General features: G+C 69.4%; 18 protein-coding genes. 16 read left to right on the forward strand and 2 right to left on the reverse strand.

Translation table 11 applies throughout. The annotated features are described in order from the left end of the window. Position 1: 1 nt before the first annotated feature. From AB0F17_RS37415 to AB0F17_RS37450, 8 genes are all read left to right on the forward strand, one after another. Positions 2 to 904, forward strand: a complete 903-nt coding sequence (locus tag AB0F17_RS37415) for an amino acid ABC transporter permease (RefSeq protein WP_358032710.1) — start codon at positions 2 to 4, stop codon at positions 902 to 904. Beyond that, positions 901 to 1,668 carry an amino acid ABC transporter ATP-binding protein gene (locus AB0F17_RS37420; RefSeq protein WP_358032713.1) on the forward strand — a complete coding sequence of 256 codons (768 nt, stop codon included), beginning with the start codon at positions 901 to 903 and terminating at the stop codon, positions 1,666 to 1,668. Before AB0F17_RS37415 ends, AB0F17_RS37420 begins: the two co-directional genes overlap by 4 nt. Before the next feature lie 21 nt (positions 1,669 to 1,689). After that, entirely contained in the window at positions 1,690 to 2,844 is a 1,155-nt protein-coding gene (gene solA, locus AB0F17_RS37425) for an N-methyl-L-tryptophan oxidase (RefSeq protein ID WP_358032716.1), read from the forward strand. 2 nt (positions 2,845 to 2,846) lie between these two features. Further along, entirely contained in the window at positions 2,847 to 3,845 is a 999-nt protein-coding gene (locus AB0F17_RS37430; RefSeq protein ID WP_358032719.1) for an aldo/keto reductase, read from the forward strand. Next, positions 3,839 to 4,999, forward strand: a complete 1,161-nt coding sequence (locus AB0F17_RS37435; RefSeq protein ID WP_358032721.1) for an aminotransferase class I/II-fold pyridoxal phosphate-dependent enzyme — start codon at positions 3,839 to 3,841, stop codon at positions 4,997 to 4,999. The genes AB0F17_RS37430 and AB0F17_RS37435 overlap by 7 nt, the downstream gene beginning before the upstream one ends. Further along, a complete protein-coding gene (locus AB0F17_RS37440; RefSeq protein ID WP_358032723.1) occupies positions 4,992 to 5,405 on the forward strand; it encodes an ACT domain-containing protein in 414 nt (137 codons plus the stop codon). Before AB0F17_RS37435 ends, AB0F17_RS37440 begins: the two co-directional genes overlap by 8 nt. 41 nt (positions 5,406 to 5,446) lie before the next feature. Beyond that, positions 5,447 to 6,190 carry an FCD domain-containing protein gene (locus AB0F17_RS37445; protein WP_358032726.1) on the forward strand — a complete coding sequence of 248 codons (744 nt, stop codon included), beginning with the start codon at positions 5,447 to 5,449 and terminating at the stop codon, positions 6,188 to 6,190. Positions 6,191 to 6,301: 111 nt separating this feature from the next. Then, on the forward strand, positions 6,302 to 6,760 hold the full coding sequence (locus AB0F17_RS37450; RefSeq protein WP_358032729.1) for a hypothetical protein: 459 nt from the start codon (positions 6,302 to 6,304) through the stop codon (positions 6,758 to 6,760). Between the two features lie 70 nt (positions 6,761 to 6,830). On the opposite strand, the gene AB0F17_RS37455 is transcribed toward AB0F17_RS37450, so the two are convergent. Further along, complete coding sequence (locus AB0F17_RS37455; RefSeq protein WP_358032732.1) at positions 6,831 to 8,015, reverse strand: acyltransferase; 1,185 nt, start codon at positions 8,013 to 8,015, stop codon at positions 6,831 to 6,833. A gap of 69 nt (positions 8,016 to 8,084) precedes the next feature. Here AB0F17_RS37455 and AB0F17_RS37460 point away from each other — a divergent pair, with 69 nt between their 5' ends. From AB0F17_RS37460 to AB0F17_RS37470, 3 genes are all read left to right on the forward strand, one after another. Then, positions 8,085 to 9,398 (forward strand): hemolysin family protein, encoded by a 1,314-nt coding sequence (locus AB0F17_RS37460; RefSeq protein WP_358032734.1) that lies wholly within the window; start codon positions 8,085 to 8,087, stop codon positions 9,396 to 9,398. After that, positions 9,395 to 10,408 carry a hemolysin family protein gene (locus AB0F17_RS37465; RefSeq protein ID WP_358032737.1) on the forward strand — a complete coding sequence of 338 codons (1,014 nt, stop codon included), beginning with the start codon at positions 9,395 to 9,397 and terminating at the stop codon, positions 10,406 to 10,408. The genes AB0F17_RS37460 and AB0F17_RS37465 overlap by 4 nt, the downstream gene beginning before the upstream one ends. A 100-nt stretch (positions 10,409 to 10,508) precedes the next feature. Further along, on the forward strand, positions 10,509 to 11,330 hold the full coding sequence (locus AB0F17_RS37470; RefSeq protein WP_358032739.1) for an SAM-dependent methyltransferase: 822 nt from the start codon (positions 10,509 to 10,511) through the stop codon (positions 11,328 to 11,330). Between the two features lie 2 nt (positions 11,331 to 11,332). Here AB0F17_RS37470 and AB0F17_RS37475 read toward each other — a convergent pair whose 3' ends face one another. After that, on the reverse strand, positions 11,333 to 12,238 hold the full coding sequence (locus tag AB0F17_RS37475) for a helix-turn-helix transcriptional regulator (RefSeq protein WP_358032742.1): 906 nt from the start codon (positions 12,236 to 12,238) through the stop codon (positions 11,333 to 11,335). Positions 12,239 to 12,429: 191 nt separating this feature from the next. Between AB0F17_RS37475 and AB0F17_RS37480 the strand changes: the two genes are divergently transcribed. The 5 genes from AB0F17_RS37480 to AB0F17_RS37500 all read left to right on the forward strand — a co-directional run bounded on the left by AB0F17_RS37480 (position 12,430) and on the right by AB0F17_RS37500 (position 16,733). After that, on the forward strand, positions 12,430 to 13,080 hold the full coding sequence (locus AB0F17_RS37480; protein WP_358032745.1) for an NAD-dependent epimerase/dehydratase family protein: 651 nt from the start codon (positions 12,430 to 12,432) through the stop codon (positions 13,078 to 13,080). A 75-nt stretch (positions 13,081 to 13,155) separates the two neighbouring features. Further along, positions 13,156 to 14,223 (forward strand): LLM class flavin-dependent oxidoreductase, encoded by a 1,068-nt coding sequence (locus AB0F17_RS37485; RefSeq protein ID WP_358032796.1) that lies wholly within the window; start codon positions 13,156 to 13,158, stop codon positions 14,221 to 14,223. A 12-nt stretch (positions 14,224 to 14,235) separates the two neighbouring features. Continuing rightward, positions 14,236 to 14,841, forward strand: coding sequence for an FMN reductase (locus AB0F17_RS37490; RefSeq protein ID WP_358032747.1), 606 nt, complete (start codon positions 14,236 to 14,238; stop codon positions 14,839 to 14,841). A 116-nt stretch (positions 14,842 to 14,957) separates the two neighbouring features. Then, on the forward strand, positions 14,958 to 15,719 hold the full coding sequence (locus tag AB0F17_RS37495) for a chitosanase (protein ID WP_358032750.1): 762 nt from the start codon (positions 14,958 to 14,960) through the stop codon (positions 15,717 to 15,719). A gap of 36 nt (positions 15,720 to 15,755) precedes the next feature. Continuing rightward, positions 15,756 to 16,733, forward strand: a complete 978-nt coding sequence (locus tag AB0F17_RS37500; RefSeq protein WP_358032752.1) for an SDR family NAD(P)-dependent oxidoreductase — start codon at positions 15,756 to 15,758, stop codon at positions 16,731 to 16,733. The last annotated feature ends 1 nt before the right edge of the window (position 16,734 follow it).

The raw sequence follows: 16,734 nt of genomic DNA on the forward strand, positions 1-16,734 counted from the left end.
CATGGCGTACCCATCAGATCGCCCCGACCTCACCATCAAGGCGGTCCCGCAACGGCACCCCTTCCGCTGGCTGGCGGCGGGACTGACCGCGGTCCTGATCGTCGGCGTCGTGTCCTCCGCCTTCACCAACCCCCGCTACCAGTGGGACGTGGTGGCGCGGTGGCTGACGGACGGGACCATCATCTCCGGCCTGCTGCTGACGCTCCAGCTCACCTGTGTGTCCATGGTGATCGGCGTCCTGATGGGCATCGTCCTCGCCGTGATGAAGGGGTCGAAGAACAAGCTGCTGGCCAGCACCTCGAGCGGCTACATCTGGTTCTTCCGCGGCACCCCGCTCCTGGTCCAGCTGGTCTTCTGGTTCAACATCAGCGCGCTGTACCCGAGGATCGCCGTGGGCCTTCCCTTCGGTGGCCCGGATCTGCTCTCCCTGGACGCCAACCAGGTCATCACCCCGATGACGGCGGCCATCCTGGGCCTGGCCCTCAACGAGGCGGCGTACATGGCGGAGATCGTCCGGGCCGGGATCCTGTCCGTGCCGCCCGGCCAGATCCAGGCGGCCAACGCGCTGGGCATGACCGGGCTGCAGACCACCCGGAAGATCGTCCTTCCCCAGGCGATGCGGGTCATCATCCCGCCGACCGGCAACCAGACGATCTCCATGCTCAAGACCAGCTCCCTGGTCAGCGTGCTGGCCATCCCGGACCTGCTCTACAGCGCCCAGATCGTCTATTCGCGAACCTTCCAGACCATCCCGCTGCTGATCGTGGCCAGTCTGTGGTACCTGCTCGTGACCTCCCTGCTCACCGTCGCGCAGAGTTACGTCGAGCGGCACTTCTCGCCCGACGCCGACCGCCCGGACCGGCGCTTCCGCCGCTCGCGGCCTCGCCAGGAGGGACTGACATGACCGACGAACCACTGCTGCGGGCCGAGCGCGTATGCAAGAGCTACGGTCGTCACCAGGTGCTCAAGGGCATCGACCTGGAAGTCCGTCGCGGCGAGGTCATGTGCGTCATCGGCCCGTCAGGGTCGGGGAAGAGCACCTTCCTGCGGTGCGTCAACCACCTGGAGCGCATCCAGTCCGGCCGGATCTGGGTCGACGGCGAACTGATCGGCTACCGCCAGTCGGGAGAGCGGCTGCACGAGCTGTCCGCCCGCGCGCTCAGCCGCCAGCGGGCCGAGATCGGCATGGTGTTCCAGGATTTCAACCTCTTCTCCCACTACACCGCCGTGGAGAACGTGATGGCCGGCCCCGTCATGGTGCGAGGGGAGTCGCGGGAGCCCGCCCGCGCCCGGGCGGTGGAGCTGCTGCGCCGGGTCGGCCTCGGCGACAAGCTCGACTCCTACCCGCGCAGGCTGTCGGGCGGCCAGCAGCAGCGGGTCGCCATCGCCCGCGCCCTGTCCATGCGCCCCAAACTCATGCTGTTCGACGAACCCACCTCGGCCCTGGACCCCGAACTGGTCGGCGAGGTCCTCGACGTCATGCGCGACCTGGCGGGCGAGGGCCTGACGATGATCATCGTCACGCACGAGATCGGCTTCGCCCGCGAGGTGGGCGACACCCTGGTCTTCATGGACGACGGCGTGGTCGTCGAATCCGGGGTGCCCGCGCAGGTCATCGGCAGTCCCGTGCACGACAGGACCAAGGCGTTCCTGTCCAAAGTGCTCTAGCACCACCAGGAGTCCTCTCTCATGACCATCCGCAACACCTACGACATAGCAGTGCTCGGGCTCGGCGCCATGGGCTCCATGGCCGCCTGGCGCGCGGCCGCCCGGGGCGCCTCGGTGATCGGCATAGAGCAGTACGGCGTCGCCCACGACCGGGGTTCCTCGCACGGCGGTTCGCGGATCTTCCGCAAGACCCTCTTCGAAGGCCGCGAGTACATCCCGGTCGTCGAGCGGGCGCACACCCTCTGGCAGCAACTGGAGGCGGAGTCGGGGACCACGCTGTTCCGCCGCTCCGGCGGGCTGTGCATCGGCCCCCGCGACGGCGCGCTCATCGAAGACGCGCTGCGCTGCGCGAAGGAGGCCGGCATCGAACACCTGCTGCTGGAGCCGGACGAACTCGCCGCCCGCTACCCCCAGCACGCCACGATCGCCGACGATGTGGCCGTGCTGGAGCCCGGAGCCGGGGTCCTCGACCCCGAGGCGGCCATCGCCGCCGCCCTGCTCCGCGCCGAGGCGGCCGGCGCCCGGCTGCACTTCCAGACCCAGGTGACGGCGCTGCGTCACGACGACGGCGGTGTACGGGTGGAGACCGGCGAGGACACCTTTCACGCCCGGCGCGCGATCGTGGCCACCGGGGCCTGGTTCACCGACCTGCTGCCCGACCTGGCCCTTCCGCTGCGCGTGCAACGCTCGCTGCTCTCCTGGTTCACCGGCCCGGACCGCGAGTCGTACCGGCCCGAGGTGTTTCCCGTCTTCATCCGGGAGAGCGGGACGGTCGACGGCTGGGGCATTCCGGACGTCGACGGCAGAGGGGTGAAGGTGGGCGCGGGTCCCACCGCGCCCAAGCGGTGGCTCGACCACGCCCGCGACAACGACTACCCGGTGAGCGAGAGCGACCTGCGGCCGGCCGAGGAGTTCTGCCGGACCGCGTTCCCCGGCCTCACCCCGCGTGCCGTCGCCGCCGCCGCCTGCATGAACTCCAAGACTCCCGACGGTGACTTCGTCATCGGCGTTCCCTCCGGCGGTCCCACCCTGGTCCTGGCCGGCGGGATGTCCGGCCACGGCTTCAAGCACGCCGCCGGGATCGGGGACATCACCGTCGACCTCGCCCTCGACGGGGCCTGCGACATCCCTCTCGACCGGTTCTCACCGGATCGCTTCGCCGGGAAGGAGAGCTGACCGTGGAGTACCGCCCTCTCGGCCGCTCGGGGCTGCGCGTCAGCCCCATCGCCCTCGGCACCATGAACTTCGGCCCCGAGACCTCCGAGGACGACGCCCGCCTCATCATGGACGCCGCCGTCGAGGCGGGAGTCAACCTCTTCGACACCGCGGACGTCTACGGCGCCGACGCGAACCGCACCATCGCCGACCACGATCCCGCCAAGGGGCTCACCGAGCAGATCATCGGCCGCTGGCTGGCCGACCGTCCGGGCCGGCGCGACCAGATCGTGCTGATCTCCAAGGCGTACGGCCGCATGGGACCGGGCCCGAACGACATGTACCTGTCGGCCCGGCACATCCGGCGAGCCTGCGAGGCGTCGCTCCGCCGGTTGAACACCGACCACCTCGACATCTTCCTGCTGCACCACGTCGACCGCGCCACCGGCTGGCCGGAGATCTGGGAGGCGCTCACCGACCTGCGACAGGCGGGCAAGATCCGGTACGCGGGCACCAGCAACTTCGCCGCCTGGCAGATCGTGCAAGGGCAGGAGGCGGCGCAGGCCCGCGGGCTGTTCGGCCTGGTGGCCGAGGAGAGCATCTACAACCTCATGGAGCGCGCGGCGGAGCTGGAGGTCCTGCCCGCCTGCCGCGCCTATGGCATCGGCGTGCTCCCGTACAGCCCGCTCAACTCCGGGCTGCTCGGCGGGATCCTCGCCAAGACCCGCACCGCCGCCCGCAGCGCCAGCTCGCGGGCCACCACCCAGCTCGACCGGTGGGGCGACCGCATCGCCGCCTATGAGGCGCTGTGCGGCGAACTCGGTCACCCGCCCGCCACCGTCGCCCAGGCGTGGCTGTGCCACCAGCCCGGAGTGACCGCTCCCGTCGTCGGCGCCCGCACCCTGGCGCACCTGCGGGACGGGCTGGCCGCCGCCGAACTGAACCTGTCCCCCTCAGACCTGGCCGCGCTCGACGCCGTCTTCCCCGCGTCCGGCCCCGCACCGGAGGCATACGCATGGTGAACACCTCGCCGCCATACCAGCGCTTCGAGCTGGAGAACTGGCAGTCCGACCACGAGCAGACCGTACGGTTCAACCTCTCCGACAGCACCATCGACCCGGTCTCGCTCGCCGAGCTCCTCGGCCCCGACGCCGACCTCGGGGCGCTGCTCGCCACCGAGCTGTACTACCCCGAGGTCAACGGCGAACGGGAGCTCCGCGAGCTCATCGCGGCCGGTTATCCCGGCAGCGACCTCACGGCGGACCACGTCCTGGTCACCGTCGGCGCCTCCGAGGCCAACGCCGCCATCGTCGACGCCTACTGCCCGCCCGGCTCCCGGGTCATCGTCATGGAGCCGGGATACCAGCAGGTCTGGGGCCTGGCCAGGAACCGGGGCTGTGACGTGCGCGCCTTCCGGCTCGACCCCGAGCGCGGCTGGCGGCCGGATCTGCAGGCTCTCAGCGACCTGGCGGTCCCCGGCACCTCGGTCATCTACGTCTGCAACCCCAACAACCCGGTCGGCTACATCCTCGACGAGGACGAGATGACCACCATCGTGGAGATCGCCGAGCGCTGCGGCGCCTGGCTGATCGCCGACGAGGTCTACCACGGCAGCGAGCACGACCCGGCCGCCCCCGCCCGTACCTTCGTCGGCCGCTACGACCGGGTCATCGGCGTCAACAGCATGTCCAAGTCGTACGGCCTGTCGGGCCTGCGCGTCGGCTGGGCAGCCGGTCCGCCGGACGTCATCCGGGAGCTGTGGCGGCGTCACGAGTACGCGGCCATCGCGACCGGGCGCCTGGACAACGTGCTGGCCGCCCTCGCGCTGCGCAAGGACACCGCGGCCCGCATCCTCGGCCGCAACCGCGCGGCGATGGGCGAGGGATGGGCCCTGTTCGAGGACTGGAAGCGGTCGCTCGGGGGCCTCGTCACGGCGCACCGGCCGATGGCCACTCCCCTGGCCTTCGTCCGCTTCGCCACCGCGCTTGACTCCGTCGAGGTCGGGCATCGTCTACGTGTCGACGCCTCCACGCTGATCTGCCCGGGGGTGTATTTCGGGTGCGAAGGTTATCTCCGGATGAACGTCGGATTCGGCCGCGACTACGTGGCCCAGGCCCTTGAGGCCATGACACCGGTGGTGCGCGCCATGGCCGAACAGGATCCCGCCCATGACTGAGACCCCGCCGACCCCGCCGCGCGTGACCTTGCACGTGCTTCCCGAGACGTACGCGGTGTGCCGCATGGACCCCGCGGCCGAGCACACCGTCCCGGTCACGGGAACAGGCTCGCTCTACTCCCTCACCAGGACGGCCGACGAGCTGTCCCTCGTCTGCCCCGAGGCTCTCGCCCCACCGGCGGAGGCCAGGGTCGAGCCCGGCTGGACCTGCCTGATGGTGGCGGGTCCGCTGGACTTCTCCCTGACGGGCATCCTCGCGTCGATCGCCGGGCCACTCACCGAAGCCAATATCCCGATCTTCGTGGTCTCGACCTATGACACGGACTACGTTCTGGTCAGGTCCGAACAGGCGAATGCCGCGTTCGCGACCCTGGCCGCAGCGGGTCACACCGTCACTCCGGTATAGCCGGCCTGCCGGGCATACCCTCCCTTCACGATGGATGTGAGATGAACACCGAACCCCCTGACGATCTGTTCGCCCCGGTCGTGGTACGCAGTGCGGCCGCGCAGGTCGCGGACCGGATCGTCACGGCCATCCGGGACCAGCCGATCGAGCGGTATGAGCGCCTGCCCTCGGAGCGCGACCTCGCCCAGCGGCTGGGGGTCAGCCGCCCCACGCTCCGCGAGGCGCTCGCCGCCCTCGAACTCGCCGGCATCATCCAGTCCTACCAGGGGCGGGGCAACGTCGTCGTCGCCACCGCCTCGCATGTGGAGAACTGGGGCATCGAGCTGCTGCCGACCCAGGTCTTCGAGGCCCGGCTCGCCGTGGAACCACAGCTCGCCGAGCTCGCCGCGGCCAAGCGCTACCCCGAGGACATCGAACAACTGAAGGCCATGGGCCGAGCGCTCGAAGAGGAGTTCCGCACGACCGGCCACTACCAGAGCGACCTGCCGGTTCACCGGGCCATCGCCCGCGCCGCCCGCAACCCGATCCTGGAGCGGGCCCTGGAGGAGGCCCTGCGCTACACCGAATCGCCACGCTGGGTGGCGCTCCGCTCCCAGGCGCTGATCCCCGACCACACCCGCAAGGGCCACATGGACGAGGCGCGGATGGTGATCCAGTACATCGAGGACGGCGACGCCGAGCAGGCGGGCGAGATCTGGCGGCAGCATCTGAGGTTCTTCCGTGACGAGATGCTCGCCGGTCTCAAAGCCCGCCCCCTGCCCGTGGACGACGCCTCCGGCCCCTGAGGTCACCCCGCGGCTCGCCAGCGTGTTCATGGACATCACTTATGGCATTCGATTACATACGCAGAGTGATCGAAGCCCGAGCCTCGGGCGCGACTGCCCAAGGAGTGACCCATGCTCAAACTCCGCAGCACTGTCTGCATCGTGTGCGCGACCGCCGGACTGGCTCTCGCAGGTGGCGTCGCCACCTGCACCGCCGAAGCGGTTACGCCTGCCGTACAGGTCGCGGCCGCACGGTCTGACACGGCCATCTGGCCGCGGGCCACGCTCTACCGGAACCAGGCCTGGACCTCAGGAAATGGCAGAGCCATCCTGCGCCTGCAGGAGGACGGCAACCTCGTGCTCTACAAGAACGGGTGGCCGGTATGGCAGGCCCCGAACTCTTGGGGGCGCGGCGACTCCGCCGTCTTCCAGGAGGACGGCAACTTCGTGGTCTACGACAGCGCCGGCTCTCCGATCTGGGCCTCGCAGACGTGGCAGCGAGGGGCATTCCTGGCGATACAGGATGACGGCAACGTGGTCATCTACGACAGCGGCCGCTCTCCGGTCTGGGCGACCAACACCGGCGACTGACCGCCGGCCCGCGAGCACCTTCAGGCCAGGAGCTCGCGGGCCAGCGCTTTCTGGATCATCACCTACGGCATCACGCTGATCCGCCACGAGCCAGCCGGCGGCCGAGGCGCTGCATGGGCTGCTCCAGGAATCGGTAGGTCAGCCAGCTCCCCGGCAGGACCACGCTCATGAAGAACAGGCCGATGCCGATCTGCATCGGCCAGGGGGACCAGCGCAGCTCGCCCACCACCTGGATGACGAGGGTGAGGATCGGCAGGTGCATCAGGTAGAGGGAGTAGCTGATCACTCCGAGCCAGCTGAGGACGTACGGAACGCGCCGCCCTCGCCAGGCCATGCCACCCGCGAACGTCACGGCCGCCAGGACGATGGTCAGCGCCCACACCTGAGGCCGCACCCACCACCACCCGGCGTTGATCGCCCAGAAGGGCGACAGCGTCACCAGCGTCGCGGCGAGCGCCACCGGCCACAGACGGCCCTGTCCCCGCTCCCACCGATGGATCGCCGTGCCGATGAACATCACCGCGAGCATCGCGGCGCCGAACCACGGCACCCGGCTGCTCAGCAGCAGCAGAGCCAGCGCCATCACCCCCAGCGCGCAGCCCGCGGCCGTCCGCATGCGGCCGGAGATCACACACACCAGCCCGACGGCGAACACCGCGAACGACACCCAGGCCAGCCACCCGCCGGTCAGCGGCGTCCTGGACAGCACGAGGCCGGCGATGACGGCGACCAGCCCGAACCCGACCGCGAGCAGCCCGCGACCACCGCGCGCCCCGGTCACGAACAGGGCGGCGACCAGCAGGTAGAAGACCATCTCGTACGACAGCGTCCACATGGTGTTCACCACGGCACCGGAGCCGACCACGTCCATCAGCATGGTCGCGTGCGCGGCCACCGAAGAGGGATCCCGGGGCACCTCGACGCGCACCGGAATCCACCACGACAGGGCCAGGACCAGGCCGACGACCGCGAGGTAGAGCGGATACAGGCGGAAGAGGCGGCCGATCCAGAAGGCCCGCACGTCGCCGTGCCGCTCCAGCGAGATCGGGATGACGTACCCGCTGACCAGGAAGAACACCAGCACGCCGTACATGCCGAGGTTGAAGGAGGTGGGCCGTAACCAGGGCATGGCCCAGGTCAGCAGGTGCTCACCCACGACCGCGAGCGCGCCGATGCCGCGCAGTGCGTCCAGCCAGGCGAGTCTGGGCAGCGCCGGCTGAACGACTTGGGGGGCCTCTAGGTGAGAAGTCGCCATATGCTCCAACGTATCGAAACGGTGGCTCCGCCAAACGCACTTGTCCTCCTCTGGTGCTAGCTTTCGCCCATGGTCCTGGATGTGGTGTTCCTGCTCGGGGCGCTGGCCTTGATCCTGGCCAACGGGATCTTCGTCGCGGCGGAGTTCTCCCTGGTGACCGTCGAACGCGTACGGGTCCACCAACTGGCGCAGGCCGGGGATCGGGGCGCGCAGGGGATCGAGGCCGCGGTGCGGCGGCTGTCGTTCCACCTGTCCGGGGCGCAGCTCGGCATCACCGTCACGTCCCTGCTGCTCGGCGTCGTGGCCGAGCCGGCCATCGCCGACCTGCTCGAACCGCTGCTGGACGACGTTCCCGCCGGTCGTGGCGCCGCGGTCGTCCTGGCGATCGTCATCTCCACGGTGGCGCAGATGGTCCTGGGCGAGCTGGTGCCCAAGAACGCCGCCCTGTCGAGGCCGATGGCCGTGGCCAGGCTGGCGACGCCGCCGCAGCGGGTGTTCTCCGCGGCGTTCGGACCGCTGATCAAGGCGTGCAACGCGGTGGCCAACGGCATCGTCCGCCGTCTGGGGGCCGAGCCGCAGGAGGAGCTCGCCTCGGCCCGCTCCCCCGAGGAGCTGGGCCTGCTGGTGCGGTTCTCGGCCGAGGCGGGGGTGCTGCGGCCGAGCACGGCCGCCATGCTCCAGCGGGCGCTGCGCTTCGGTGGCAAGATCGCGGCCGAGGCGATGACCCCGCGTACGGACTGCGTGACCATAGCCGGATCCACCAGCGTCGCCGAGTTCCTCAAGCTGGCCCGCCGCACCCGGCACCTGCGTATCCCGGTGTGCGGCGCGGAGCTGGACGACATCCTCGGCGTGGCCAGCGTGCCGCGCGCGTGCGCCGTGCCGGTGGCGGAGCGGGACCGGACGCCGGTGACCGCGATCACCAGGCCGGCGGTCACGGTGCCCGAGTCGGTGAACCTGGAGGTGGTTCAGGAACGGCTCAGCCCGGCGGGTGTGGAGATGGCCGTGGTGATCGACGAGTACGGCGGCTTCGCGGGCATCGTCACCGTGGAAGACCTGGTGGAGGAGCTGATCGGCGACATCGCCGACGAGTACGACCTGCCCGAGGAGGAGTCGGCGGAGCCCACGGCCGCGCTGCTCGCGCCGGGCGCCTCGATCAGCGCGCCGGCCGTGCTGCGGGCGGACGAGGCCGAGGAACGCACCGGGTTCCGCATGCCCGAAGGGCCCTACGAGACGCTCGCGGGCCTGGTCATGGCCCGGCTCGGCCGCATCCCCGATCCGGGGGACGAGGTCGAGGTGGACGGGTGGACGCTCCGGGTGGAGTCCATGCGTAACCGGCGCATCGAGCAGATCACCCTCACCGCGCCGAGTCAGGAACCCTCATGACCATCACCGACGGCTTGGTCCTCGTGCTACTCCTGGCCGTCAACGGGTTCTTCGTGGCCGCCGAGTTCGCCCTCATCTCCGCGCGCCGGACCCAGCTCGAGCCGCAGGCGCAGGCGGGCTCGCGCCGGGCGCAGGCGGTGCTCGGCGCCATGAACACGATGCCCACGATGCTGGCGGCGGCCCAGCTCGGCGTGACGCTGGCCTCGCTGATGCTCGGCGCCTTCGGCGAACCGGTCGTGGCGCGTGCCGTGGCGCCGCTCTTCGCGGCCGTGGGCCTGCCCGAGAAGATGGTGCACCCGTTCGCCTTCGCCCTGGCGCTGCTCCTGGTGGTCTCCGCGCACGTGATCATCGGTGAGATGGTGCCGAAGAACCTCGCGCTGTCCGGCCCGAACACGGCGGCGCTGTGGCTGGTGCCCGCTCTGTTCGTTCTCGCCCGAGCGATACGCCCGCTGCTCACCCTGGTCAAGGCCATGTCGGATGTGGTGCTCCGGTTGCTGCGCATCCCGCCGACCGACGAGATCCGCACCGTTTACACCTCGGAGGAACTTCCGGTGCTGATCGAGGAGTCTCGCCGGCACAAACTGCTCCGCCAGGACGAGCGCGACCGGATGATCGCCACGCTCGCGTTGCACGCTCGCCCGGTCAGCACCGTCATGGTGCCGATCGACGAGGTGGTGAGCGTCCCCGCGACGATCGACAGCCTCGGGCTGCAGGAGTACGCGGGCCGCTACGGTCACTCCCGGTTCCCGGTGCACGGCGACAGCCCCGCCGAGCTGCATGGCTACCTGCATGTCCTGGACGCGCTCAACGGGCACGGCTCGCGTCAGCCGCTGCCGATCCGCGCCCTGCCGCTGATCGGCGAGACGGCGACGCTCGCGGACATCCTGGCGACCATGCGTAAGCGACGGGCCCAGCTCGCCGCCGTGACCGGGGCCGACGGGCAGATGCTCGGCGTGGTCACCCTGGACGACGTACTCAGCGGTATCGTCCGCCAACCTCCGAATTTGTGATGAACGTACGAACAGACACAGTTTTGTAGGTGACAGCGGGATATAACGCCGGAAGACTGTGCCTGGACACCAAAGAGGCGACAAAAGAGGAGAAGGTTTCGTGCCAGATGAAGGATCGCCGACCGACCCGGCGCTGCCCTCCAAAATCGACGCCACCAAGCCGCATCAGGCCCGGGTGTGGAATTACTGGCTGGGTGGAAAGGACAACTACCCGGTAGACCGCGAGCACGCCGAACAACTCCAGCAGATCTACCCGGGCATGGAGGACATCGCCCGCCACGCACGCGCTTTCCTGGGACGCGCCGTCCGATATCTGGCCGAAGAGGCAGGTATCCGGCAATTCCTGGACATCGGCACCGGACTGCCGACCGTCGACAACACCCATGAGGTCGCCCAGCGCGTCGACCCGGCCAGCCGTGTCGTCTACGTCGACAACGATCCCCTGGTGCTGGTGCACGCCCAGGCGCTGCTGACCAGCGATCCCCGGGGCGCCTGCGACTACATCGAGGCCGACGTGCGCGACCCCGACACGATCCTCGACTACGCGGCCAAGACGCTGGACCTCAGCCGGCCCACCGCGCTCATGCTCCTCGGCGTCATGGGCACGGTCTTCGACGACGACCAGGCGCGCGCCCTGACGCGGCGGCTGCTGGACGCGCTGCCGTCAGGCAGCTACCTGGTGTTCGAGGACGGCACGAACACCATCAAACCCGATGCGGCCGCGGAAGCCGGACGGCTCCACGACGAAGAGCAGCCGTACTCCTACCGCCTGCGCACCCCCGACGAGATCGCCCGCTTCTTCGACGGCCTCGAACTGGTGGATCCGGGCGTCATCTCGGTCTCCCGCTGGCGGGTGGAAGCCGCCGTGTTCGGCGTCCCCGACGAGGTGGACGCCTTCTGCGGCGTGGCCCGCAAGCCGTAGACCTACTGCTCGTCGAGGATCTGGTCGAGGATCGCCCGGGTCACGGCCGACGGCTGCGCGTGGATGCCCAGCTCGTCCATCAGATGGTGGTACGGGTGCACGTCGGATTGCCTGGTGAGGTACTGCGCGCTGGCGATCTGTTCGAGGTAGACCACGTCGTCGAGTTCGGCCTGGGCGAAGCGCAGGATGGTGATGGGGCCGACCCCGCCGATGTGTCCGCAATAGCTGAACGGCAGCACCTGGATGGTGATGAGGGGCCGGTCGGCCATCTTCTTGAGGTGCTCGAGTTGCGCCCGCATCGTGGCGGCGTCGCCGACCTGACGGCGCAGCGCCGCCTCATCCAGCACCACCCAGAGTTTGGGCGCCGTGGACGCCCGGAGCAGCCGCTGGCGGCGCATCCGGAGCGCGACCCGGTGCTCGATCTCCGCCTCCGGGCTGTCCGGATTGCCGCACGTGATCATCGCGCGGGCGTAGTCCGCCGTCTGGAGCAGGCCGGGGATGTGCTGGACCGCGTACGTACGGATCATCGCCGCGTCCTGCTCCAGCCCGAGGTAGTCCTCGAACCAGTCGGGCACCACGTCGCGGTAGTCGTGCCACCAGCCGGGAGCATTGGCCTGCTTGGTCAGCGAGAGCACGAGCTCGCGCTCGGCCTCCTCGACCACGCCGTACAGGGTGAGCAGATCGTCCACATCGCGGAGCTTGAAACTCGTCCGCCCGCATTCCAGGCGGCTGATTTTGGAATGCGAACTACGGATCGCGTATCCCGCGGCATCACGAGAGATCCCCCGCGACTCACGCAGCCGGCGGAGTTGTCTGCCCACCAATATCCGCAGTGCTGTCGGCCCGGACTGACGAGACTCCAAACCGGATATTTCGGTCAGGTCGTCAATATCCCGAGCATTCGGCATATACGCTCCTAGATCGACAAACTGTGGCAGCCTGACGCTCAGACAATCCTGCCACGCTAGCCAGCTTCGCTGCCATGAGGCGGGTTAATAGCGGGAATACCAGGTCGCGGCGCCAGATAGACGGTACGACCCTCGATGAGCACCCTGGCGGCGAACGGGCGATAGCATTCGGGCCGGGAACGGAGCTCGCCATGAAAGTCATCATCTTCGGCGCCACCGGCATGGTCGGACAGGGCGTGCTACGGGAATGCCTCGCCGACGACCGGGTGGAGGCCGTTCTCACGGTCGGCCGCACCCCCACCGGCCGCACCCACGACAAGCTGCGCGAGATCACGCACGGCGACCTGCTCGACCTCACCCCGATCGAGGCCGGCCTGTCCGGCTACGACGCGTGCTTCTTCTGCCTCGGCGTCTCCTCGGCGGGCATGAGCGAGCAGGACTACCGGCGCGTCACCTACGACTACACGCTGGCGGCCGGCGACACCCTCGCACGGCTCAGCCCCGGCTCGACGTTCGTCTACGTGTCCGGGGTGGGCACCGACGAGCACGGCCGGGCGATGTGGGCCCGGGTCAAGGGCCGGACCGAGAACGCGCTGCTGGCACTGCCGCTCGAGGCGTACATGTTCCGGCCCGGCTACATCCAGCCCATGCACGGCGTCACGTCGCGGACGACCTGGTATCGGCTGGCGTACGTGGTGACGGCGCCGCTCTATCCGGTGCTGCGGCGGCTCTTCCCCACGGCGGTGACCACGACCGAGCAGATCGGCAGAGCCATGATCACCGTGGCGGAGCGCGGGGCGCCCCAACGGGTGCTCGGGCCGCTGGAGATCAACGCCCTCTGAACGTACGGAATAACCTTGGGCCACCTGCTGCTTGGGTGGTTGTTGAACTTTCAATAGTAAGGGGCGGTGAGCGATATGCAGTTCGGGATCTTCAGCGTGGGCGACGTGACCATGGACCCCACCACCGGCAGGACGCCTACGGAGCATGAGCGCATCAAGGCGATGGTGGCCATCGCGCTCAAGGCCGAGGAGGTCGGGCTGGACGTGTTCGCGACCGGCGAGCATCACAACCCGCCGTTCGTGCCGTCGTCGCCGACCACCATGCTCGGCTACATCGCGGCCAGGACCGAGCGGCTCACGCTGTCCACGGCCACCACGCTGATCACGACCAACGACCCGGTCAAGATCGCCGAGGACTTCGCGATGCTGCAGCACCTGGCCGACGGCCGGGTCGACCTGATGCTGGGCCGGGGCAACACCGGGCCCGTGTACCCATGGTTCGGGCAGGACATCCGGCAGGGCATCCCGCTGGCCGTGGAGAACTACGCGCTGCTCCACCGGCTCTGGCGCGAGGACGTCGTCGACTGGGAGGGCCGTTTCCGTACGCCGCTGCAGGGCTTCACCTCCACGCCGCGGCCGCTGAACGGGGTGCCGCCCTTCGTCTGGCACGGCTCGATCCGCAGCCCGGAGATCGCCGAGCAGGCGGCCTACTACGGCGACGGGTTCTTCGCCAACAACATCTTCTGGCCGAAGGACCACTTCATCCGGCTGATCACCCTCTACCGCCAGCGGTACGCCCACTACGGCCACGGCACGCCCGAGCAGGCCATCGTGGGGCTCGGCGGCCAGGTGTTCATGCGGAAGAACTCGCAGGACGCGGTACGCGAGTTCCGCCCGTACTTCGACGACGCGCCCGTGTACGGACACGGTCCGTCGCTGGAGGAGTTCGCCGAGGAGACGCCGCTCACGGTGGGCAGCCCGCAGCAGGTCATCGACAAGACGCTGACGTTCCGGGAGTCGTTCGGCGACTACCAGCGGCAACTGTTCCTGATGGACCACGCGGGATTGCCGCTGAAGACCGTCCTGGAGCAGCTCGACATCCTCGGGGAGGAGGTCGTGCCGGTGCTGCGCCGGGAGTTCGCCGCGAACCGGCCGGCCGACGTCCCCGACGGCCCCGTCCACACGACCCGCGTCAACGCCTGAGGAGAAGAACCCATGAAGCTCGTCGTCGTAACGGCGGGTCTGACCCAGCCGTCCTCCACCCGCCTGCTCGCCGACCGCCTGACCGAGGCGACCGTACGGCGGCTCGACGACCCCGCGCCCGAGGTGCGGGTGATCGAGCTGCGCGATCTCGCCGTCGACATCGCGAACAACTTCGTCACCGGCTTCCCCGGCGCCCGGCTGCGCGCGGCGATCGAGGCGCTGACGGAGGCCGACGGCCTGATCGCGGTCACCCCCGTCTTCAGCGCCTCCTACAGCGGCCTGTTCAAGTCGTTCTTCGACGTCCTGGACCCCACCGCGCTGGCGGGCAAGCCGGTGCTCATCGCGGCGACCGGCGGGACGGCCCGGCACTCGCTGGCGTTGGAGCACGCGTTGCGCCCGCTGTTCGCGTACCTGCGGGCCGTGGTGGCGCCGACCGCCGTCTACGCGGCGTCGGAGGACTGGGGCGGCGGCGGTGACGACTTCACGGACGGCCTGGCGGAGCGGATCGACCGCGCCGCGGCCGAGCTGGCCGACCTGTCGCGCAGCCGTACCCCGGCCCGAGAGCCGATGGAGCCGGTCGTTCCCTTCGAACAGCAACTCGCCGCACTACGCCGGTAAGGGGCCCAAATTTCACAACATAGGCCCCATAAGATGACTCCTGTGAGTATGGTTCGTTAGGAATCTTTCCTAACGAAGAGCAGGAGATCGCGTTGCTCCGAACCACTCTCGTCGCCATGGTCACTTTAGCCACCACTCTCGCGCTCACGGGCACCAGCCAGGCCGCGGTCGACCTCACCGATCCGCACAAGAAGGACATCGCCATGCAGCTGGTGTCCAGTGCCGAGAACTCCTCGCTCGACTGGAAGGCCCAGTACGGCTACATCGAGGACATCGACGACGGCCGCGGCTACACGGCCGGAATCATCGGCTTCTGCTCCGGCACCAGCGACATGCTGGCGCTCGTCGAGCTCTACGCCACCCGCAAGCCCGGCAACGTGCTGGCCAAATACCTGCCCGCGCTCCGCAAGGTCAACGGCAGCGACTCGCACACAGGCCTCGACCCGAACTTCACCAAGGACTGGAAGACCGCCGCCAAGGACACCGTCTTCCAGACCGCGCAGAACGACGAGCGCGACCGCGTGTACTTCAACCCGTCCGTCAAGCAGGCCAAGACGGACGGACTGCGGGCGCTGGGCCAGTTCATCTACTACGACGCGATCGTCATGCACGGCCCCGGCAGCGACAAGCTCAGCTTCGGCGGCATCAGGAAGACCGCGATGTCCAAGGCCAAGACCCCCGCGCAGGGCGGCAACGAGACGACGTACCTCAACGCGTTCCTGGACGCCCGCAAGGCCGCGATGAAGGCCGAGGAGGCGCACGAGGACACCACCCGCGTCGACACTGAGCAGCGCGTCTTCCTCAAGAACGGCAACCTCGACCTGAACCCGCCGCTGACCTGGAAGGTGTACGGCGACAGCTACACGATCAAGTCCTAATAGACGGACGACCGGCGCCTCTGCCACTCTCTGACCATGACCCACGCTGGGACGGTCTTATTGACGGGGGCGACGGGTGGCATCGGCTCGGCGATCGCCAGGGCGCTGCTGGACGCGGGCTACCGGGTCTTGGCCCTGGTCCGCGACCCCTCCCACCTCGGCTCCCTTGACGAGAACACGGGGGCGGGCGCCGTGGGCTCGGGCGGGGTGGATGACGCCACCGGGGCGGGCGGGCGCGCGTACAAGGCCATCGGCTCGGGCCCGCCCGGTGCGGTGGACGAGGTCGCCCGGCCGGGCGGACCCACGAAGGATGGCGCCGGGCCGGGCGAGCCGGCGGAAGAGGCCGCCGGGTCGAGCGGGCCCGGCGCTGTGGACGACCTCGCCCTCCTGAGCGAGATCACCCCGATGGCGGCGAACCTCCCTTGGCCGAACATGATGACCCCGGCCACTCCATCCGCCGACCCCACCCCCACAGGTGTCACCATCGTCGTGGCGGATCTGGCCCGGCCGGAGACACTGGCCGCGGCATTGCCGGCCATCGGGGAGCTGGACGCGTTCGTCCACTGCGCGGGGATCGCCGAGGTCGTGGCCACCGCGGACAGCTCGGTGGAACTGTGGCGCGACACGTTCAACGTCAACGTCGCCTCGGCGGCCGAGCTCCTGCGCCTCCTCCTGCCCGCCCTGCGCACGCGCCGCGGCCGGGTGATCCTCATCAACGCCGCCCCCGGCCTGAGCCCCAGAGGCTGGCCCGCCTACGCGGCCAGCAAGGCGGCCCTGCGCGAGCTGGGCGACGCCGTGCGGGACGAGGAACGCCGGCACGGCATCCGGGTCACCACGATCTACCCGGGCGGCACGGCCACCGAGCTCCTACGCAAGGTCAGGGCCGACTTCGGCTCGCCGTACGACCCCGACCAGTGCCTGCGCCCGTCCACGATCGCCTCGCTGGTCCTGACCGCCCTCACCATCCCACCGGACGCCCACCTCACAGAACTCTCCGTCGGCTCGGCCCACTGAC

The organism is Nonomuraea sp. NPDC026600 (assembly GCF_040638335.1).
In the GTDB taxonomy this organism is placed as follows: Bacteria; Actinomycetota; Actinomycetes; order Streptosporangiales; family Streptosporangiaceae; genus Nonomuraea.

Bases quoted from the DNA above. Each gene is read 5' to 3' on its own strand.
- AB0F17_RS37415 (WP_358032710.1), top strand. From the start codon at position 2: ATGGCGTACCCATCAGATCGCCCCGACCTCACCATCAAGGCGGTCCCG.
- AB0F17_RS37420 (WP_358032713.1), top strand. From the start codon at position 901: ATGACCGACGAACCACTGCTGCGGGCCGAGCGCGTATGCAAGAGCTAC.
- solA (WP_358032716.1), top strand. From the start codon at position 1,690: ATGACCATCCGCAACACCTACGACATAGCAGTGCTCGGGCTCGGCGCC.
- AB0F17_RS37435 (WP_358032721.1), top strand. From the start codon at position 3,839: ATGGTGAACACCTCGCCGCCATACCAGCGCTTCGAGCTGGAGAACTGG.
- AB0F17_RS37440 (WP_358032723.1), top strand. From the start codon at position 4,992: ATGACTGAGACCCCGCCGACCCCGCCGCGCGTGACCTTGCACGTGCTT.
- AB0F17_RS37445 (WP_358032726.1), top strand. From the start codon at position 5,447: ATGAACACCGAACCCCCTGACGATCTGTTCGCCCCGGTCGTGGTACGC.
- AB0F17_RS37450 (WP_358032729.1), top strand. From the start codon at position 6,302: ATGCTCAAACTCCGCAGCACTGTCTGCATCGTGTGCGCGACCGCCGGA.
- AB0F17_RS37455 (WP_358032732.1), bottom strand. From the start codon at position 8,015: ATGGCGACTTCTCACCTAGAGGCCCCCCAAGTCGTTCAGCCGGCGCTG.
- AB0F17_RS37460 (WP_358032734.1), top strand. From the start codon at position 8,085: ATGGTCCTGGATGTGGTGTTCCTGCTCGGGGCGCTGGCCTTGATCCTG.
- AB0F17_RS37465 (WP_358032737.1), top strand. From the start codon at position 9,395: ATGACCATCACCGACGGCTTGGTCCTCGTGCTACTCCTGGCCGTCAAC.
- AB0F17_RS37475 (WP_358032742.1), bottom strand. From the start codon at position 12,238: ATGCCGAATGCTCGGGATATTGACGACCTGACCGAAATATCCGGTTTG.
- AB0F17_RS37480 (WP_358032745.1), top strand. From the start codon at position 12,430: ATGAAAGTCATCATCTTCGGCGCCACCGGCATGGTCGGACAGGGCGTG.
- AB0F17_RS37485 (WP_358032796.1), top strand. From the start codon at position 13,156: ATGCAGTTCGGGATCTTCAGCGTGGGCGACGTGACCATGGACCCCACC.
- AB0F17_RS37490 (WP_358032747.1), top strand. From the start codon at position 14,236: ATGAAGCTCGTCGTCGTAACGGCGGGTCTGACCCAGCCGTCCTCCACC.
- AB0F17_RS37495 (WP_358032750.1), top strand. From the start codon at position 14,958: ATGGTCACTTTAGCCACCACTCTCGCGCTCACGGGCACCAGCCAGGCC.
- AB0F17_RS37500 (WP_358032752.1), top strand. From the start codon at position 15,756: ATGACCCACGCTGGGACGGTCTTATTGACGGGGGCGACGGGTGGCATC.